General features: G+C 47.0%; 11 protein-coding genes. All 11 read right to left on the reverse strand.

The features are described from left to right. Positions 1-29: 29 nt before the first annotated feature. The 11 genes from L6I86_RS18510 to L6I86_RS18560 all read right to left on the reverse strand — a co-directional run bounded on the left by L6I86_RS18510 (position 30) and on the right by L6I86_RS18560 (position 21,148). Entirely contained in the window at positions 30-2,150 is a 2,121-nt protein-coding gene (locus L6I86_RS18510; RefSeq protein ID WP_236289449.1) for a glycoside hydrolase family 31 protein, read from the reverse strand. Between the two features lie 18 nt (positions 2,151-2,168). Further along, a complete protein-coding gene (locus L6I86_RS18515) occupies positions 2,169-3,131 on the reverse strand; it encodes a Gfo/Idh/MocA family protein (protein ID WP_236289451.1) in 963 nt (320 codons plus the stop codon). 173 nt (positions 3,132-3,304) lie between these two features. Further along, on the reverse strand, positions 3,305-4,882 hold the full coding sequence (locus L6I86_RS18520) for an extracellular solute-binding protein (protein ID WP_236289453.1): 1,578 nt from the start codon (positions 4,880-4,882) through the stop codon (positions 3,305-3,307). Between the two features lie 157 nt (positions 4,883-5,039). Continuing rightward, positions 5,040-11,879: an S-layer homology domain-containing protein gene (locus L6I86_RS18525; protein WP_236289455.1), complete on the reverse strand. Its 6,840-nt coding sequence runs from the start codon at positions 11,877-11,879 to the stop codon at positions 5,040-5,042. A 256-nt stretch (positions 11,880-12,135) separates the two neighbouring features. Beyond that, a complete protein-coding gene (locus L6I86_RS18530; protein ID WP_236289457.1) occupies positions 12,136-13,005 on the reverse strand; it encodes a carbohydrate ABC transporter permease in 870 nt (289 codons plus the stop codon). A 28-nt stretch (positions 13,006-13,033) separates the two neighbouring features. Further along, positions 13,034-13,990, reverse strand: a complete 957-nt coding sequence (locus L6I86_RS18535; RefSeq protein WP_236289460.1) for an ABC transporter permease — start codon at positions 13,988-13,990, stop codon at positions 13,034-13,036. 154 nt (positions 13,991-14,144) lie between these two features. Further along, positions 14,145-15,344 (reverse strand): glucuronate isomerase, encoded by a 1,200-nt coding sequence (locus L6I86_RS18540; RefSeq protein WP_236289461.1) that lies wholly within the window; start codon positions 15,342-15,344, stop codon positions 14,145-14,147. A gap of 402 nt (positions 15,345-15,746) precedes the next feature. Continuing rightward, entirely contained in the window at positions 15,747-16,739 is a 993-nt protein-coding gene (locus L6I86_RS18545; RefSeq protein ID WP_236289463.1) for an aldo/keto reductase, read from the reverse strand. Between the two features lie 44 nt (positions 16,740-16,783). Continuing rightward, positions 16,784-18,562, reverse strand: coding sequence for a glycoside hydrolase family 36 protein (locus tag L6I86_RS18550; protein WP_236289465.1), 1,779 nt, complete (start codon positions 18,560-18,562; stop codon positions 16,784-16,786). Further along, positions 18,559-18,933, reverse strand: a complete 375-nt coding sequence (locus tag L6I86_RS18555) for a cupin domain-containing protein (protein WP_236289467.1) — start codon at positions 18,931-18,933, stop codon at positions 18,559-18,561. Before L6I86_RS18555 ends, L6I86_RS18550 begins: the two co-directional genes overlap by 4 nt. Positions 18,934-18,937: 4 nt before the next feature. Beyond that, positions 18,938-21,148, reverse strand: coding sequence for an alpha-galactosidase (locus L6I86_RS18560; protein ID WP_236289469.1), 2,211 nt, complete (start codon positions 21,146-21,148; stop codon positions 18,938-18,940). Positions 21,149-21,168: the final 20 nt, after the last annotated feature.

A 21,168-nucleotide genomic window follows, 5' to 3' on the forward strand; every position in this document is an offset into this window, starting at 1 on the left:
CACCGTGATCGCTTCTTCAACGGAAGGTGCTACAAACGAATTTGTGCGAAGCGCCACGTGACAGTGCTGTATGCTTGCGGTATTTCCGTCGGTCCAGTAAGTCGCCCTTCATAGGAACCATCTGCCTCTTGGGTGACTGTTGCTTTCCACAAGCCACATACACCTGTCTCATAGTCAAACGATTCCCCGTCATCGTCATATAAATTCCCTTCACCGACAGCATCACCGAAATGAATCAGCTCAAGTGGAACTTGCGTTCCTAGCGGTGGGACATGCGACAGTGCAGGCATCATAGGAATGACAGATCCATTTCTAACAAATACTGGAATCCGTTCTAAACCGCATTGAATCCGAATGATACAACCACCTTCGTATCGTTCCCCAGTCTCTAATCCATACCAGATTCCCGAGGGGAGCAGAACTTCTCGCTCAGTCTCTCCTTCGACAAGTGGAGCAACTAATAGGGCATCTCCAACCATGTATTGGTCGTCCCATTCTCTCACTTTCTTCTTGCCATAAGCGCCATCTGTCGTGTTCAAGGTTTGCTCAGCTGCTTTAGCTTCGATCGCCTCAGCTTCTGCGATTTCTGCTGGCGACATCACGAACGGCATAGCACGAAAAGGTGGAATCCCCTTCTCTCGATATGCTGCGAAAGCCGTATACAAATAAGGCAGCAGTCTCATCCGCAGCTTGATATAGTGGCGAACCGTGTCCTCAACCTCTGGGAAAGACCACGGTTTCGTACCATCCCCCCAAGCGTTGAGCATCGCAAGTGGCGAGAAGATGACCGTTTGCATCCGTCTGACCCAGTCTTCGGCATTCCTAGCTCTTCGCACTTCCGGCGTCCACAGCAACCCGCTGAAAGAGGCGTTACATACACCACGAATGAATTGCTTGTGATCGTAAAGATCGGAATACAAGACATAAGGCATGGAGGATGCCGCGGTATTCGAAGCCCTTACTAGCCCGTAGGTTCGCCGGTTTTTACTGCGGAATAGCTCTGTCGTCATCTTTTGGAACATTAACCCGTACATTTGTCTCATCTGCTCGCCGTCAAGACCCGATGGAAACTGAGCGTGTCCTGGAAACATCCAAGAGTTGTTGGTCAAATCACTGCCGTCACATTCATCCAGCTTGTAACCGGCTACCCCGATATTGACATGTTGCTCTTCATGCTGCTTCTTATAAAGCGACACAGCTTCCGGCAGCGAATAATCCGGGGCAAGCCCTCCCCATACAGAGTGACTTCCCGACAGCGGCTTCAATTCCTCATACAACTCACTCTTCGGTGATACAAAGGGATGCTCCCATAGGTTCACACGAAAGCCTTTACGATCCAGTTCCTTTACGAATTGTTCAGGTTCAGGGAATCGGCTTTTCTCCCATTCATAGCTAACTGGGTAGCTTAGGCTGTGCCAACCAGGTTCGAGTCCAATGACATCACAGGGTATATCATGCTGACGGAACTGCTCTGCTTCTTCGAGCACTTGTCCGTCCGTATACAGCGTCGGAACCCGATGCCAGAAGCCAAGTCCCCACTTCGGAGGCAGCGTGCCTCCACCGCAAAACAAATTATATCTAGCTACGACATCAGAAAGGGTTGGTCCGCCAAACAAATAAACGTTTACACCTTCCCTAGGTAGTTTGATCTCCACTCGCGATGCCACTAGTGTCGCTTTCCATCCCTTATCGGTGTTGCGATCACGAATATCCTCGCTTAGCGTTTCGTCTTGTCTCATCGTTGAGCCGCAATACATCGTAACGATTCGCGAAGTATCCACCAACACGCCATACCCGAGATCACTTATGTAGAAGGGTACTGGTGCGTGCGTCTCCCCTGTATCTTGTTTAGGATCACTGTTTACCCGCAAATAACGGTTTCTTCCGCGTTGATTCATTCGTAATAATTGAAGGCCTGTCCCATACAGCTTCTCCGTACGATTAAGCGGTATAGATAACATAAGATAATCACCAAGATCCTCGATTTCAATGTCTTCTCTTGTAAAAGGAGGATTCACTTGCGGAAGCTGCTGCAGCGCCTCTGTTTTCGGTAACACCTCCATCAAAGAGAGCGGTGTTATGCCCTGCGGATTTCCAATCATTAGGCGCCATACCCCTGGTGCTGATTGTTGCCAATTTGATGCTAGCATACTCATTTCCCCAATCCTTTATATTGTTGGAATCTCAATGGACATCGTTCTGCCGGACGCATTAGCCAGCTTCGTGTAATGAACAAGTGCTTGGGTTTTCAAATAATCCCTGCCGCTCGTTTCCGCTTCGCGTCCTTCACGGAGTGATGCCAGAAATTCAGCCAGTGTATCTGTTTCATCGACACCACTTATGTCATCAATCACTTCAACTTTGCCATCCCGAATGAGGCGAATTTCTTTATCGACGACTTCCATAGCGCCCTCCGTTCCTTCGATTCGCCAATTGCCGCTCCATGGCGTCTCCGTTCCTCTGGCCGAGATGGATGCGTTGTAGGTCGCTGTAATGCCACCTTCTAATTCAAATAAAGCATACGCATTAATAAGCGCTCCTTCTTCTTGCCAAGCACCAATTGGATTGTATAGCTTCGATTGCACTGACTTTCCTTCTCTACCTGTGAAATAGCGGATCATATCCAAGTGATGCACCCCGATGTCATCCAGAATACTAACGGTATATCTCCGCTGAACATGGTGGTATCTGTAGAACTGTATATCCATAGACGAAATACGGCCGATGACCCCTTCGTCCAAAAGCTGTTTCATTTTGCGAATATAAGGCATCCTGCGGTAATTCTCTGCAATCATAAATATGATCTTCTCCCTGTCAGCTCGAGTCACGATCTCGATGGATTCCTCATAATCAAAGGAAATCGGTTTCTCGCACAATACAGCCAACTTATGGTCAAATGCCGCATGGTTCACTGCTGTGTGCCGCATAGGTGAAGTTACATTAACTAGAAAATCAGCCTGTTCGTTCTGCAAAGCCTCTTCTAATGAGGTGTAAAAAGGGAACGGATCATCCAGCATCTTCTCTTTCATTGCTATATCAACCTCAACAACGGCTGCTAATAACCCTTGATCTCTTAGACGTTTATACCAACTGAACCCGGCTGAACCTAAACCAACCAATATCGCTTTCATGTATTAATTACCCCCTAAGTTCCATAGATTTTAATTGCCTTCATTATAGGAGATTGACCGTCCAAGAAAAACGTATAAACTTACGGCAGTATGTGTTTTTTTACGATTTCCGCATAATAAAGACATCCCTCCGCGAATTATACTGCGAAAGGGATGCCTCTATTCATAGCTCGTTATTTCGTGTCAATCATAATCGCGCCTTGCTTCTTGTTCCAACGGTCTGTCGCTTCTTTAATAATTTCGGTACCGCCTTTGGCTTTATACTCTTCGATCACTTTCGGCCAATCGGAAATCGGCTCTTTGCCATAAATCATTTTGATCATGTGATCGACGATAATTTTCGGACCTACGTCTGGCTGAGGCGCTGCAAGATCTGGGAATTTAGCGAAGCTGCTCAAATCAGGATAGAATCCAATACCAGGTAAACCTTCCTTCGAAAGAATCTCGTCAAATGCTTTCAGGGTCGTTTTTCCATCATCGTTCAGCTGCAATCTTGGTTTATTGTAGGTAGAGTCATGTACCGCCCAAAGTGTTCCGCTGCGGAACCCTTCTTCATCAATATCTTCCTTAGTTACTGGGAATTTATAGTTAATCGCACCACTGCTGTCTTTGGTATAGGTATCGCCTTCAATCCCGAAGGTAAAGAATGTTTCTGCATCCTTGGAAGTCATCATCCAATCAAACATTTTGATAATACCAGCAGCCGTATCTTGCTTCACATTTTTATTAATATAGAACGTCCGAACGACAGGTGAATAGAAGAAGTATCCGCCTTTGCCTTCCGGTCCCTTTGGAGAAGCAATGATATCCGCTTTAAAGTCTGGGTTAAGCGCTCTTAGCTTGGTTTTGGACCCTGGTAAGCCGGAAGCATTCTGCGACCAGATTCCAGCTTTCCCCGCATCTAGGCTTTTGTTGTAATCCGTAGCGGAAATAGTAGCGAATTCCTTCGGAATCAAACCTTCCTCGTACATTGTTTTATAGGCGGTTAGTGCTTTCTGTACATTTTCCGAATCGAAAAATTTAGGAACCACTTGACCATCCACAAGTTCAAATTGATCTTTATACGGCAGTACGTCGTAAGCTCCTAGAAGAACGTCCGCATACTTGAAGTTCTCCCTCATTTGATACGGACTCTCGACGCCTAGCTTCTTGAAAGCCCTTAGGACATTCAGAAACTCATCTACCGTTTTGGGAGCTTGAAGTCCCGTTTTAGCTAGCAAATCAGTACGAATGTAAGTGGCACGACGGGAAGGATTGCTCAAATATTCGGGAATGCCATAAATCTTGCCATTGTACGAGACACTCTCCCACGCTGCTTTGGGTACATTTTTCATTAAATTAGGCCCATACTGCTTCAACAGATCATCCAGCGGCATGAACACACCATTCTCAACCGAACCTGACATCGACTTACTGCCAGGACCACCGATACTGCCAACAACATCAGGAATATCATTACTTGCGAACATCACCCCGAACTTGGCATCTTCGACAACCCTAACATCCAAATCCGTATTCGTTAATTCTTCCAGCTTCAAGACCCACTTGTCCTTGTTTAAATCGGGAATTCGAGTGTGATAACCTGTGCTGACTGTCGTTGGAAAAAGTAACGAGAATTTGACCGGCGCTGCTTTTACGTTGCCTGATGGCTGTGGTGAAGCCGTGCCTGCCACTTTCCCGTCTGAGGAACACGCGGTTAGTGCGGTAGCTGCCATCATGACAGCTAGACTTAGACTGATTGTTTTTTTCATTGAAAGCCCCTTCTTTCTTCATTTACTGTAAGCGATTCCATCAATCTGTGATTATCATAACGATTACGATCCGATTTCTGAATGTATAAATTTAAGACGCTATGTGATTTTATACGATTGAAGAAAGACCGCCAAACAAAGGCGGTCTGGGTTTGAATCAGTTAATAAATTGTAGAGATTGCAGCATTCGCTTCAGAATCGTTGCTGCTTGTGCGCGTGTTGCAAGCTCTGTCGGTGCGAAGATAGTGTCCGTCAAGCCTTGAACAAGACCTGCGGTCAGTGCCTGTGCGACGGCTGCCTTCGACCATTCGCCGATCGTCGAACGGTCGGAGAAGCGATCAATCGCCGTGGTACTGGCTTGGATTTCCTTCCCTCCAACTTTCATCGCACGCATCAACATCGCCACCATCTGTTCGCGAGTGATGTTGGCATTTGGCTTAAAGGTACCATCCTCATAACCGTTAATCAACCCGGCTAGATGCGCCGTGCTAACGGCTCCAGCGAACCAGTCGCTCGACTTTACATCACGGAATGCATCTGCTTTCTTCTCTACGAGTCCAAGCGATCGAACTAACATCGCCGCAAACTCAGCGCGCGTAACTTGCGCCTCTGGTGCAAACTGCTTATCCGTGATTCCGTTAACAATCCATTTATTGGCCAGCAGCTCAACATCCGCTTTGGCCCAATGCCCTGCTAAATCTGCAAATGATTGATTAGATTGGATGACCGTGTACGTACTGTTGTGCGGCGAGTGAATCGTAACTTCAGATGATCCATTCTTCGTCGTAATAAGGGCTGGTACGAAATGAATCCCATTGTTCGCATCGATCCAGACCGCAGTTACCTTACCAGGGTCACCTGTCCAAGTCCCCAAGCTCAGCGTGCGGTTCACATATTCGCCGCCAAAATCATCCATTTCTTTCCCATTGACTGTGATTGTAAAATCAATTGGGCTCACAACGATTTGCTTCGCGTTCAACTTGTTCACTGCGGCATTGACATCGTCTCCGGTTTTACCCGAAACTTTTGAAATTACAACGCTTATGGTTGAATCCTTAGCTATATCTTTAAACAATTGGACTGGCAGCTCATACATCGCACCATGCGCTTTAATCTGAATCACCGAGTTGCTTTGCTTACTGATTGCGTTCAGGAACGCATTGCCCGGCAGTTCCACATTTACGGTGGATGCACTGTCCTTCACTTCAATCACGACAACTGGAATCGCTGAAGCCTTCTCCAATTTATCCTTATCTACAGTAACTTTCGTAACCGTCTTTCCATCCGCCGTTGTTTCTTTCGTCACTTTAGCATCTTTATCCAGATCGATGATCCCTGTAGTTCCTGAATTAGAACTTGAACTTGAACCAGTGCCAGTTCCACTACCTGTCCCTGTACTTGGCCCCGGATCCGTCGTACGCTGTGTGACTGTGATCGTTGCTTCTGCCTTCAAGAAGGTTCCTCCAACGGTTCCCAGCACTTTAAAGGTACCTGCCGACACATATTGCGAAGCCTCTATGTTGTTCCAGACGACGCCCAGCTGGCTAGTTGTATTATCGCTATAAACTGCTGTAACTACCGTTGGTAAGATAGGTGCTGTGCCAGCTGTAGTCGTTATGTTGATTGGCGAATAGCTAACAATAACGGGTAGTGGAATGTCTACGGCTGTAACTGTAATAGTAGCCAAAGCCCTATAAGTTACACCAGTGACGGTACCTTGCACACTAAAACTACCTGCTACAGCATATTGGGATGCGTCAATAGCGTCCCAGATTACGGATCGCTGTCCCGTTGTGTTATCACTGTAAACCGCTGTGACGACCGTCGGTAACACAGGGGCCACGCCCACGTTCGTTGTGATGCTAATCGGTGCAATCCCTACGATGTCCTTTGACATGTTAAGTAAGGTCGGTGCCGAAATCATAAACTTGCGTGAATACGGATCTGTTCCTTTGGATCTTACGGTCACTTTGGAGAAATCAGTCAGGTTACTCGGCAACAGATAAGTAGTGACACCTGCTGGTAAATCAGCCAGTACGGTTGTCTCATTGTACACCGTATAACCTTCGCTTAAAACATTCGCATCCCACTTCAGCATGTTACCTGAACCGCTAGCTTCAACCGTCAAATGCTGCGGAGGAAGTGGCGCATTGAACACTTGTACTTGTGTCAGACGTGGAGGTCCTGTCAGATCTGTGCCTGCATTCCCACCAGATGCGTTCTCTACCGTTACTTTGAGATATCTGGCGTGGTAGGTTTTGCCCAGGTTAATAGGGTGCGAACTATCTGCTGAATCGTTACCACCATTAGTAGTGCCTGTCTCATACGTATAACCTAGGGCTGTTTGCTTTTCCACTTGTTGAAAGGTCATATTATTAAACTCAGCAGCCGATGAATGATCTCCGATCTCATTGGATACAAACACGGTTGCGCCCTTTAACCTCGTGGATTTGGCAAACAGTCTAATCTGGCTAAAATCCATCGCCTGGCCAAGGTCGATGACAAAGCTGCCTTTGCGCTCTCCGTCGGTACCCAACCATGAATAATTGCCGATTTGGTCCAAATAGGTAACGTTCGTTACCGTCCATTTGGTTGGGTCCTGCAATACACCGTTGGTCAATTTGTTGGCGTTTCCGTATACATTCGCCGTAGCAGATTGCATTTGAATCGGATTAGCACCAATTGTCGATCCAACATTGTACGCCTTCTTATTAAGCGCCAAGTTGACAGATGACAACCCAGATGCCAGCTTGCTTATGGTAATGTCCGATAGGCCGAGCTGAACGTCATACGCAGAGTTGGTACCGTTAGCAGAGCTGCGGTATATCCCCCACTTTGGACGCAAATATTGATCAAACGCAGCTGGATACTCAGTCTCAAAGCCACCTGCTCGTTCGGGTCTTCGCCATAAGTCTTTGACACCGTCACCTGTACCTTGATTACCGAATACTTGATAGACATCGGGACTGTCAAAGGTATATACCTTACCCGTCACTTGATCAGTAATCTTAATAGTCAGCCAGCCGCTGTCCGAAATGTGAGCTTTGAGCTCAACTTTAATCCAGTGTCCATCAATTTCTTTTAATGGAATTCGCATCAGTGTCTTATCGCCGTCATAACGGTTATGATTGACAACTAAATCTCGGTTCGTTGTTCCAGAAATGGACATCGCAAGAATATAGGCGCCGTTCTCCCCGCCATTATTGCCGCCTGGTAAAGTATCAGGGGCTTGGCGATTCGTAGCCTTCAACTGGAAGACATGCCTGAAGTTTGATTGGTTCCACTGGATGCCGTCTGGAATATTCCACATCCACTCATAGGAAACCAAATCGCCTTCGTACGCGACAAAATCGTTATTTGAATCTTCGCTTGGGCGAATCTCAACTCTTTGCCGATCCGTTGTAGCTGCGCCGTCAACGATATAGCCTACACTCGGATCAAATACGCCCTTGTGTCCGTACTCGCCATCACGCGTTTTATCCAAGAACTCATTATTCAAGCCTCTGCCGTATTCAAAGATCTTGAACACATTTTTTTGCAATGTGCTATCCCAAACACTCGTGATATGATCATCAGCGGCTGTCGCCCGAGGCTGATTACCGTAGAATGCGTGATAAGCGTCTCTTATTCTTTTCGTGACACCTTCTACAGGTTCGTCGGTACCCATAGCCCCGCCTAAGACAATGTAAGGAGATACGCCTTCGATTGCGTTCATCTTGATCGTCTTATCATTTGCGCCATAACCACGGGCTATGACATCCAATGCAAATAGCGAAGGTGCACCGCTGTTGAAGTGAAACGTAAATTCATTCGTACCTAGTGGCAACTTGGCAAGGTATGGAGGTGTGAATGTAACCTTATTGCCGGCAATTGTGTAATCCGTATTTAGTAGAAGCGTACTGTCACCCTTCTTAATGCTTGTAAGCACTTTCCCACCCAGGTTAATCGTTGTCGATACAGGTGCAACCTGATCCCATGTACTGTAGGTGTCCTTAGCTGGCACTAATGCGGTTGTGTTCGCATACGGATTTTTGCCATAAATCGCTAAGGCGGATAGACCCATCATGGAATTGGTATCATTCGCACGCTTATCGCTAGGGCCAACCAACACCGTGTTTATCATGACATAACGTGCTGTAAACGGATACAGAAACGTCTTCGTATCATAGCCCCATTGTTGACCGTTATACGTTACATAGGACCACAAACCTTCGGTCTCCGTACCACCAGCTAGCGTCCAGCCGTTAGCTTTCCAATCATACTGCTGTGCCCCATTTGAAGCCGTAGCTGCACTTGACCATGATGCAGGATCATTGGTGTAATAGACCTCAAATCTTGTAGCATTACTTTGAATATTGGGGATGGTGTTAGGGATTTCAAGATAAAGTTTATCTATCGTTTTAGGCGCGCCTAAGTCAAGACTTAGTGCGAGTGAGGATGGCGAATAATCCCCTTTATAGACATTAGGGCTTGCATTCCGCCAATACCCGCTGCCGCCTGACCGCAAAGCATCTGCCCCCGGATGATCATTGGCTTCCGAGCTTACCTTCAGATTGACGCCAGCCTGCGGTGTAAAACGAGATGGATCTAGCAGGTTAACAGAGCCTGTCGGTATAACCGGAATATCTGTTGCTGAAGGTTCACCGAAAACATTGAATACATTCGCTTTGATTCCGCCCGCACTATTATCGAGTGTGACATCGGATACAAGCAATATATATTGCGCTGCAATCGGTACAGCTAACGTATGATTAGCCTTTTCGTTATTTTCTAGCTGTGTCGTTTTTCCCACGCCTGCGATTGGCTGCCATAGGGCACCATTTGCCGTCTCAAGCGGTTTACGTGTTGCATCTGAAGTCGCTGATAGGGCATTTCCCTCTTTGAGTTCATTAAATGCTGCTGCATCATTCGCGTAATAAACCTGATAATTTTTCAAAAACTTGCTATTACTCGTCCATTCGATTTGAATGTTACTCACATCTATTTTCTTTTCCAGTTGTACAGCCGCCCAGTATTGGTAGCCATCTGTTTTGGTAAGTGAGCTATTGGCCTGCCAAGCCGTCGTAGCATTATCATCAATAAAGTTGTTTTTACTGTTGCTGCTGCTAGACACAACCTTAAGCGTAGCTCCGGGAGTTACCGCCCAGTTCTTATAACTAGAAAGATTAACTTCAATAAATGGTTTAATATTGGTGGAGTTCGTAATACCTGAGCTAATAAACTCACCATAGATCGTATTAATCCCCGTATGATAAGGGTTATAGCCAGTCGAGCTCCATGTTACATTCACCTGCTCTGTTTTCCCGGTACTCAGCGTGACATCAAGCTTCGAAGGTAAAGTTAAACTGCCAAATGCCGTGCCTTGGGAAGCTGAAATCGCTGCTGGCCGTGCCCATGCAACAACATCTTTCGCTTGTGTATTGGGGTTCCAGCCGTCAGGGAAAATATAGCTGTCCTCGTCCCTTTTGATTAAGTGAACATCTGACAGATACATGGTTGCTGCTTGCCATTCATCCGCATAGGCTGCATCAGCCGGGCTGTTATACAACCCCCGGTAAAGCCCCCATTTGGAACGGTTTTGTTGACCTGCTTCAACAGGTAGATCCGTTCTTTCAAGTCTGCCTGTCGTCGGATTGCTCACTTCAGGTCGTCTTGAGGTTTCCGCTGTCATCCCGCCTTCGAACAGCACATCGCCCGACTCCAGATCGACAAGCTTACCGTATACATAACCTTTATCTGCTGTTAAGATCGTTACTTCAAAATCCAGCCAGCGATCTGCAACCTTTTCAAAAGGAATCGTGAACAATGGCTTAATGCGATCCGCATAGCTGCCATCTGGATTATTCCTGAATTCAAGCTGCCCTTTGCCTTCGCTGGAAACTAAAGTCAGAGTAGTCACCGGTTGGCCGGCAGCGTTGCCCGCTACTTCTTTCAGTTGGAAGATGTGCCAAAACCGGTGGGGATCAATAAAGTCACCAGCTTTTTTATCACCAACATCTTGTTGAAACCTTAACGTTTCCGACGGGAGCATGAGCCTCCAGTGATGGGTCATAATATCGCCGCCTACGCTATTCGCATCGATGTTGGCTGCGCTGGTATTGCTCTTAATCTCCAATCTCTGACGATCACTGCCTACAGCTCCACGGTCACCATCGTCCCGACTTACACCTTCAGGAGTCACAAAAGGTTTAAATTCGTGAAACCGCAAAATGTCCGAGTTGAGCTTAGATGTACCTGGTATGCCTGCAATGCCATACTTCGTAAGCGCATTCAAATCGTTTCGTCCGATCGTTTGCAGATACATATTGTCTCCCAACCATGATTCATTCACAGTTGAAGCCACAGGGTAATCCCCTGAACGGTCATATACCGACTCCGTCCATGGTTTCCCGCTGTAGGAGGAGGGACTGGTTGGTCCTTCGATGGAACCCGTACCGCTGCCATTGCCAATTTTGGAGGCACCCATCACATCCCAAGCGGACTCGCCTGCCTGAATATTCAACGGCAAATATTTATCATTTGGCCCCATTGGGCCACTTAAAGAGGGCATTGCCGTATCTACCGAAACCGTTAGGGTATATTTTTTGCTATTACTGCTGTTATTGATATCGGTTACTACCAGATAATACGTCGTGGTTCCACTGGTTGAAAATTGGTCCATTTTCGCATCGCCTTTGTTAATACCGCTGGAAGCAAAAGGGATCACCGTTGTTTCGTCACTTCGATACAGAACGGCGTTTGCACCGTTGGTTGTGACATTCAGCATTTGATATAGGGTGCCGTAGGGCAAGGATACGTCAATTGTTGCATCATCAAGATCAACTACTGCGTCGACTGGCTTATTCACATGTATGTCCAAAATGCCCAAGTTGTCTTCCGGCGCTGCATAAACCGTTTCTATTGGATTCATGTTAATCAACGTAAGAACAAGTGCCAATGAAAGCACTATGCTTACTGCCCTTTTAAGTACTTGTTGCTTCAACATCTTACTGAACATTCTAAAGCCTCCTTCGAGTCAGTTACACCTACTTGAAACAAGGGGTTCTCATTCGTATTGCAATCGCTTCCATTATAAATGGTAAGATCATCTCCTTCCTCTCCTGCTTGCATAAGTGTAAATCACATTCTTATTTCCATAGATGGAAAAATTTACGATTGGGGTTGTTTTATTTACGATATGAGCTGCCATCTGTTAGGTCAAAAAAAACCACCCCATTTACGCTTACGGGGTGGCCGATTTCACACGATGTTTATTACGATTTCACCGAACCCACCATCATACCTTGGATAAAATGCTTTTGTAGGAACGGGTATACACACAGGATTGGAATCGTAGCGACGACAATAACCGCCATCTTAATTCCTTCTGGAGATAGGAGCTGCAGGAGTTCCGAAGATACGTCCGACTGCCCCATCTGATCGGTAAATACAATTTCCCTCAGCCGCACTTGCAGCGGTATCCATTGACGATGATCAATATAGAAGACGGCCTCCGCATAACGGTTCCAGTGACCGACTGCATACATAATGCCCATTGTAGCCATCGCAGGCTTTGATAGCGGCAAGACAATATTCCAAAGTATACGAAACTCGCCGCAGCCGTCCATTCGTGCCGAATCCAGCAGCTCCGATGGCAGGTTCAGGAAGAATGAGCGCATCACGAATAAATTAAAAGCGCTAATCGCCATCGGAAGCATTAAAGCCCAGAGGGTATTCAACATCCCTAATTGCTTAATCAACAAATAGTTGGGTATTAACGGTGCGCTGAAAATTAAAGTAAACAGCACCAACAACAGAATCGATTTACGGTACAAATATTCAGGTCTGGACAATGGATACGCAAGCGTTGTTGTCATAAATAAATTAATAAAAGTACCAAATACCGTAATAATGACACTATTCCGGAACCCGATCCAGATGGTCGGATCCTCTAAAATAAGTTTATAGCTGCCTAATGTGAAGCCCACAGGCCAAAAGGAGACATCTCCTGCATTAATGGCCGTGTTATTGCTTAAGGACTGGGCAATAATGTGAATAAGGGGCAGCACCATGCTCAATCCTAGAACACCTAACAATACAAGGTTGAATATATTAAAAATTTTATGGCCTCTTGTCATAATCATAGCGATTCACCTCCGGTCTCCTCCCGTATCAGTACAAGCCTTCGCCTGTCATTTTTTTACTAAACATATTACTGATCATGATCAATAGAAGACCCACAACCGACTTGAACAACCCGATAGCCGTCGTGTAGCTGTATTGACGATCAACAAGCCCTGCTCGATACACAAACGTATCAATAATCTCCCCATTCTCGTTATTAAGCGGGTTAAGAAATACGAAGACGCGTTCGAAACCGAAATCGAGGAAATTACCAATTTGAAGCAAAAATAAAATAACGATGGTTGGTAAAATACTAGGAATCGTGATGGAGAACACTTGACGAATGCGACTGGCTCCATCGATTTGTGAGGCTTCGTATAGATCAGGATTAATGCCTGCAATCGCTGCCAAATAGATGATCGTTCCCCAACCGCTATCTTTCCAAACGCCAGAACTAATGAGAATGGTTCGAATGTAGCTATTTTCCCCCAAGAAATAGATAGGCTCAACGCCGAACAAGGAGAGTAAATGATTGACGATTCCCGTGGAAGGGGACAAAACCCCAACAACTATGCCTCCGACGATGACCCACGACAGGAAGTGCGGCATATACACCACCGTTTGTACAATCCGTTTATAAGCCATGATACGTACTTCATTAATGAGAAGAGCCAAGACGATTGGAATCGGGAAAGCGAAACACATATCATAAATACCGATTAATATCGTATTTTTTAAAATTTGCAGAAAATCGGTGTAAGCAAACATGCGTTGGAAATGCTCAAATCCTACCCAGTCGCTTCCTTTTATCCCTTTGAATATGTTGTAGTTTTGAAACGCGATGACCGAACCGAATAATGGGATATATTTAAAAAGTAAAAAATAAATAATTCCCGGTAATGAGATCACATAAATCGGCCAATGTTTTCGCATAAAAGCCCATTTCTGACTCTGCGATGAGAAATTATACATTGTTTGATCGGATGGCTGTATTTTGCTGGCCATGTTTTCCTCCCCTTCTTGCATGCTGCATCGATTTGACTTCTTCATCTTACTAGGGTTGTTGCAAGGTAAACATGGTGAAACTTATAGCGCACTGTGTTTTTTTATGATTAGAACTACGAGAGGGGTAGGAGCGGTGGAAACGATTACAACAGAATCAGTGGGCAACCCCGTAGCGCTTCGCTGCACTTTGGTAAAGCCAATGCTTAGCCACATAGATCGCCGTGTCATAATCAATCCAGCCTGCCTCGATCTGACCCCATAGGAATTCGCTCACAATCCGTTTAACAAGCAGAATCTTGCCGTAGCTCCACTCCATACACCTGGCATCGGATACAATGAGGGAGCTTTTGATTGCCGGCAGCGCCTCTAATCGGTACTGCATACTATCGCGATAGGTACTCGCTCGGAAGTTAAACCACCAATGCCCACCTACATGAACATTCGGAAAATTCCATGCCGCTTGCACAATATCCAAATTGTTAAGCTCGGAGGCCACCACCAGCTCGAAGGTGCAGGCATACGCCTCAAACAAGGCAGAAAGCTTCAGGATACGCGTGGGGTCATTGACCGGAGTCGCTGTTCCACACCAAGAACGTTCCACGCCGAGAAACAATTGTATAAGAAGTCCCCTTTGCTCAGCAGCGGCTCCTAATTCGTGCAGAAGCATCATTAATATCTCGTCCTTGGTGCTGCCCTGTCCGACCACAACCTTGCGGTTCGCTCTGGTTTCATAGCTCGGCAACGTGGTCATAACTCCTGGATAACCCGCTTCTTTATAGGTATCTAATAGCTGAGTCAGTTTCTCACGCACTTGTGCGAATACCCCAGCTGGATTAGGCGATGACTCGATTTCCTTGACCCAGCCCCCTAATTTACCATCAATGCGCGGGATCAGGATGGCGTTCTCATGCATGCCTTGGAAATCTACATGTTCGGGTATATTCACGACGAATCTACTCACGTTCAATCGATCTGCCACCTCTTGCGCCCACGTAACACGCCCAGCACTCTGTTTAACGGCTGCGTCAGCTTCCTTTACCGAGGCCGCGTCACAGATGACAATGCCGTATAAATCTCGGAAAATGTGCGTCATTGCCATATTCATCATCGTATTTCTTGACCCCTTGTAAGCTTCCAAGAAAGCAGCGATCCGTTCCTCCTCAGGTAGCTCCATGGCATTCGCTGGGTAACCAGCAGCCTGCAGTTCACGGAACAACCAGAAATAGTGGGCAATCTCCCAGAAGTCACTCGCACAAAGTCGATCCCCCACAAGGTGTGTGTGTGTATCCACAACGGGCAGCTGCATAATCTGCGCCTCAAAATCTTCCTTCCCCTGCTTCATCTGTCTATTCATTTCAATTCCTCCTTCTACACGCCGTATGTCCTGATGGTACATGGATTGCTCAATCTGTTACATGGGATAACTTCCACAGGGTTGTGATTTTTTATGATCGTTGAAAATAGGAACACTGCTGCTTCCTTGTACTACTCCGCAACGAGTTAGTCGATTTTATCGACTAACTTATCTCGCTTGCCCCTCAGGCGCACAAGTTAGTCGATTTTATCGACTAACTTATCTCGCTTGCCCCTCACGCGGACGAGGTAGTCGATTTTATCGACTAACTTATCTCGCATTGCCCCTCACGCGCACGAGTTAGTCGATTTTATCGACTAACTTCACATAAACTTGTTACTATCAAAGTTGAAAATATAAAAAGCACCGAGTAGACTTCAATGTCCACGCGATGCTCTTAAATTATTTACTTAGAATGTGATCGATCAGATCCAATTCTTCCTGCGTGAAATGAGGCTGTTTCAACGCTGCCACATTATCATCCAACTGACTCACTTTACTTGCACCAATTAAAGCAGAAGTAACTAGCCCTTTGCGAAGAACCCATGCTAAAGCCATCTGGGCAAGACTTTGCCCCCGCTCCTGAGCTAATGCATTCAAAAGACGGGACTTTGCAATCTTGGCCTCCGTAATATCCTCAGGTCTTAGGAACACGCTGCCCCCCGCAGCACGGGAATCGGCCGGAATGTTTTCCAAATAACGATCCGTCAGAAGCCCCCTGGCGAGCGGACTGTAAGCGATGGACCCTACGCCTTCTTTTGCCAAAATATCCTGTAGCCCCTGCTCCAACCGTCTTTCGAACATCGAATAATGCACTTGATGGATGATGAACGGAGTACCAAGACCTTTCAAAATAGCTGCAGCTTGCTCCGTTTGCTCCGCATTATAGTTGGACACGCCGACATACAGTGCTTTGCCCTGACGTACAGCCTGATCCAAGGCGCTCATCGTTTCTTCCAGAGGCGTCTCTGCATCGAAACGGTGCGAATAATAAATATCTACATAATCCATGCCTAGTCGTTTCAAGCTTTGATCAAGGCTCGCGAGCATGCTTTTGCGGGAACCACGTTCCCCATAGGGACCATCCCACATGCGGTACCCTGCTTTCGTAGCGATAATCAGCTCGTCACGATACGGCAACAAATCCTTTTTCAATATTTGCCCAAACACTTCTTCTGCTGAGCCCGTCGGTGGACCATAATTATTCGCAAGATCGAAATGTGTAATCCCCAGATCAAAGGCATGACGCGCTAGCGCTCTGCTGTTCTCGAAATGATCGACGCCACCAAAATTGTGCCACAATCCAAACGAAATCGGCGGCAGCTTTAGGCCGCTCTTTCCGCTTCGATTGTACGGCATGTCTGCATATCTTCCTTCATTTGCTGCATAGTTCATCGCATCGTTGACCCCCTAAATTAAAACTACCGTGTTTCTAAACTTTATTTAATGGAGATGGTTGCAAGCCCTGACGCCGGAATCGCAAGCTTATGCATACCTGATCGCAATTCAACAGACTGTTCCTCCGTGATTTCACCACAGCAATTGCGAATGGTCACCTGCGCTATCCCGATTTCACCTGAAACCTCTAGATAGAGTCCGTCCTGTCTTCTGCCGTTCACAACGATCCACTGAGACACCGGCACGGCTGCATCGATAGGTACGACTTGCTCATGATAAGCGACGACAATCCCTCGATCCTCATGAACCGCACGGACTAGCGGATATAACAATTCCGGATTCATTGGCGCAATAGTACCGTCCAGTAGCAGTGTTCGATGCACTTTCCAGAAATCAAGCCAGTAGGTTAGCATTTTCAAATGATCGGAAGGCAGCTTATCCAAAAGAACGGATACCTGCGGCACCGAGAACAAACAGTTTATTAACTGCAAGGCAGCGCTTTCAACAGGTTCCTCTGGATGCCACATGATCATATCGGCATGAGCCGCTGTATTTCCACAAATCAGCCTAAGATCCAGTGTTCGCACGCGATTCTGGATGCTGTCGTTCGGACAATCGGAAGCGCGGAACATGTTGCCGTATTTGCGCATCGCAGGACCGATGTACATTTGACGGAACTCGATCATAATTGCAGGGTTCAATTCTCTCAATCTACCAATGGAGTCCGTCAGTAGACGGTCAACAGCAGCAGGTATCGACTCATAATCCTTACCTTCCACTGTGGAAGGCAGCTGCAACTCAGGCGAATAGAACGTATCAATGAAATCAAGCTTAAAGCCGTCCAAGCCCCATTCCTTGACCGCTTTTTCATACGTATTGATGATATATTCCCGGACATCTGGATATCTCGGATCCAGCACAGCCGCCCCGTGTCCTTCATTAAATCGAAGGATTTTATTATTGAACCGATTCCATGCTTGACTGTATTTGCCGATAAAAGGAACCGAGTACCAGAGTATAAATTTCATGCCTAATGCATGAACCGCATCCACATGCCGCTTCATATCGGGGAATTTGCCCTCATAAGTCTCCCAATCTCCGCAGTAGGCGTACCCTCTGCGGTTATCTGCGGTCTGCCAGCCATCATCCACGATGACGGCTTCCATCCCCAGCTTTTTAGCGATACGGCACTGTTCTTCAATATGGGAGTCCTTGACATTCTGGTGCATGCTATACCAAGTCGAATACATTGGTTCCTTAGCAGCCTCTGGAACGAACGCCGGACGATAGTCCGGCATCTCGCTCCACCACGCTTGAACGCCTTCAAGGCTTTCATAGTAAGGAACATCTCTCGTATCTATGAGAAGCTTCGCTTCATACGATTGGAAAGGAGCCGTCGTCTCTGTAAACAATTGGACGCAGCAATGAAAATCAGCCGTTTCCTCACTGATGCCACCCGAATAGTGTACCGTGTTAAGGGCATCCGAATAAGCAAAAGTCATCCTATTGCGACCCCTGCTATTAAATAAAGCATAGACAGGAGCCGACGCAGCAGCATTGGAGCGCAACGTGCGCATCCAGTCGGCCTTAAAGCTCTTATTCCGATCCTGGGCCGGATGCCAGCTTGCTTGAATATCACAGGCGGGATGTGACCAACGAAGGGTGAAGACGGGAGGCGTTGCCGCCTCCTCTGATTCCAATCGCAGTGTAATAACATTGACGCCATCCTGCAGCTTAGTCGTTTGCAACGTGACGGTAAACCCATGATCCTCACTAGATAAATTGAAAGAATGGGTATCCGTGCTTATGATTTTGTTCACACGACATCCTCCTGCTGTTGATTCTTATGCCGATTCGGGCCTGCATGACACCACACAGTAACAATTGGATCGTCTTCGCTGGAATTGAGATGATGATCCTCACCTGGCTCAACAATCACGATATCTCCGGTAGTTACCGGAATAAACTCCCCATTCAACTCCATCGTTCCTGTTCCTTGCAAAATCAGGAAAGCTTCACAATCACCGTGAACATGATAGTCTCTTCCTTCAGGACCATCATTCGTATGGCTGCGTTCGCCCCGTTTCGCGAAAGACAGACCGCCTGACGATAAATAAGCACCTGGTAATACATCCTGCAAAATATGACCGTTCCTCTTATCCTGCAAATCACTGAAACGCAGCTTTTTCATCTTGTTATTCCTCCATTTTCAACCGGTAAAGGCGGCTTCGATAGTCGCCCTTCCAAATCGGCAAATTAAGACCTACGTGCATGAGTTCATCTCCACCAAATATTTCCACAGACTCATTTGGATCTCCCGCTTCATTTAGCAAATAATTATTTTCTGGTGCAAGACCCTTCAATCGCATTTTCCTGAGAGGTGCATTGGGCTCTGACAGCACTTGAAAAAAGGCAACCAAAGCTTCCTTCTTATCCTCGGAAACGAACATCCATGCCGCACTAGCTTGTTCAAAAGGGTTGATTAGTCGATAAAATTCGCCAAACTGGATCAGTGGCCGCAATTGTTTGTATAGCTCAATTTGCCCCTTCACGGCTTCCTTGTCCGCTTCTGTGAAAGTGGTCAAATCGAGCTCGTAACCGAAGTTACCCGACATCGCCACATGCCCACGCATATCAAGCGGCGTCGTCCGATGCACTTGATGGTTAGGGACAGCAGATACATGAGCGCCCATCGAACTGATTGGATACACGATACTTGTGCCATACTGAATTTTCAGCCGTTCAACGGCGTCCGTATTATCGCTCGTCCATGTCTGCGGCATATAGTAGAGCATCCCTGGATCGAACCGCCCGCCACCGCCGGAACAGCTTTCGAACAAAACACTCGGAAATGCCGAAGTTATCCGCTCCAACACTTCGTAAAGCCCGAGCATATAACGATGTGCCGTTTCACGTTGCCGCTCTGGCTGAAGCTGGGCCGAACCGATTTCCGTCATATTGCGGTTCATATCCCATTTCACATACGTGATGGGACTGCTCGCAAGTATGTCGGTGATGACCTTCACGATGTAATCTCTGACATCTTGACGCGAAAAGTCCAGGATCAACTGCTGCCTTGCTTCTGTCCTTCGCCGGCCTGGCACATGCAGACACCAGTCGGGATGTGCCAGGTACAGTTCACTGTCTGGGGAAACCATTTCCGGCTCAAACCATAGACCGAACTCTAGCCCTTGCTGTTGCACACGGCTTACCAATTCCGGCATGCCCTGTGGGAGCTTGTTTCGATCGACGAACCAATCGCCGAGTGAGCTTTTATCATTGTCACGCTTGCCGAACCAACCATCGTCTAGTACAAGAAGCTCCAAACCGAGCTCCTTGCCCACTCGTGCAAGCTCTTCAATTTTATTCGCGTTGAAATTAAAATACGTGGCTTCCCAGTTGTTGATCAGAATCGGCCTGTGACGATCACGGAATTGTCCACGGCATAACCGAGTGCGGTACAACTTATGATAGGTGCGCGACATCTCGCCGAGACCTTCGGCAGAATAAACGAGAACCGCTTCGGGCGTTTGGAAGGCTTCCCCAGGCTCCAAGAGCCACGAGAAATCAAATGAGTTGATGCCCATCACGACACGCGTCGTACCATAAGGGTCTACTTCGGCTTGAGCAACAAAGTTCCCGCTGTAAACGAGGCTGAATCCGTAAACTTCTCCGTGATCTTCATCCGCTTGCTTTGAGAGCAGCGCCATGAAGGGGTTCAGCGAGTGACTGCTAGCCCCGCGTCGGCTTTCAATCACAGAACCACCTGTGGCAAGAGGACGTCTTTCGATATGACGCTCGCGCGCCCATGTGCCAGATAAATGGAGCATATCGAAATCGCTGTGGGAAATATCGATACCGAAGCTCAATGCTCTCAGCAGCTTGATCGACTGATTACTCTCATTTATAAACCGAACTGACCGAGTAATGGCATCTACATCCCGAAATACGGTGTACGTGAGAATAACTTTTAAACCGATGATCGGATCTGCCAATATAATATCGATGCTCTCCGCTTCACTCTCATCCTCCGTATAGGTCGATGGAAGTCCCTCTAGCCGTGCTTTTCCTGCGTAAATCCGGTGGGACTCATAGATGAGTTCACTGACCGTCGTGCCGTCTTCCATTTGAACCTGATAGGCCGGAACTCGAAAATCACTCCCTCCATATCCCGGAAATTCCTGTGGCAATGTATCCAAAGAAAGTGTCAAATCATCCGGATCCGTGGATGGAGAGAACGAGCAGCGACGTCTCCTAACGAGCAACCCTCCCGGATTGCTTCCACGTACTCGGCGCCCCCAATGAACATGAGCTATATATTTGGAATTGATCAGTTGCATGATATAGCTCGATGACTTCCCTTGAAGATGGAAAGTTTGCGAATTCGAATCGTACACAATCCCCATTTTGACGTGTCCCCTTTGTG

Source organism: Paenibacillus allorhizoplanae, assembly GCF_927798215.1.
Lineage (GTDB): Bacteria > Bacillota > Bacilli > Paenibacillales > NBRC-103111 > Paenibacillus_E > Paenibacillus_E allorhizoplanae.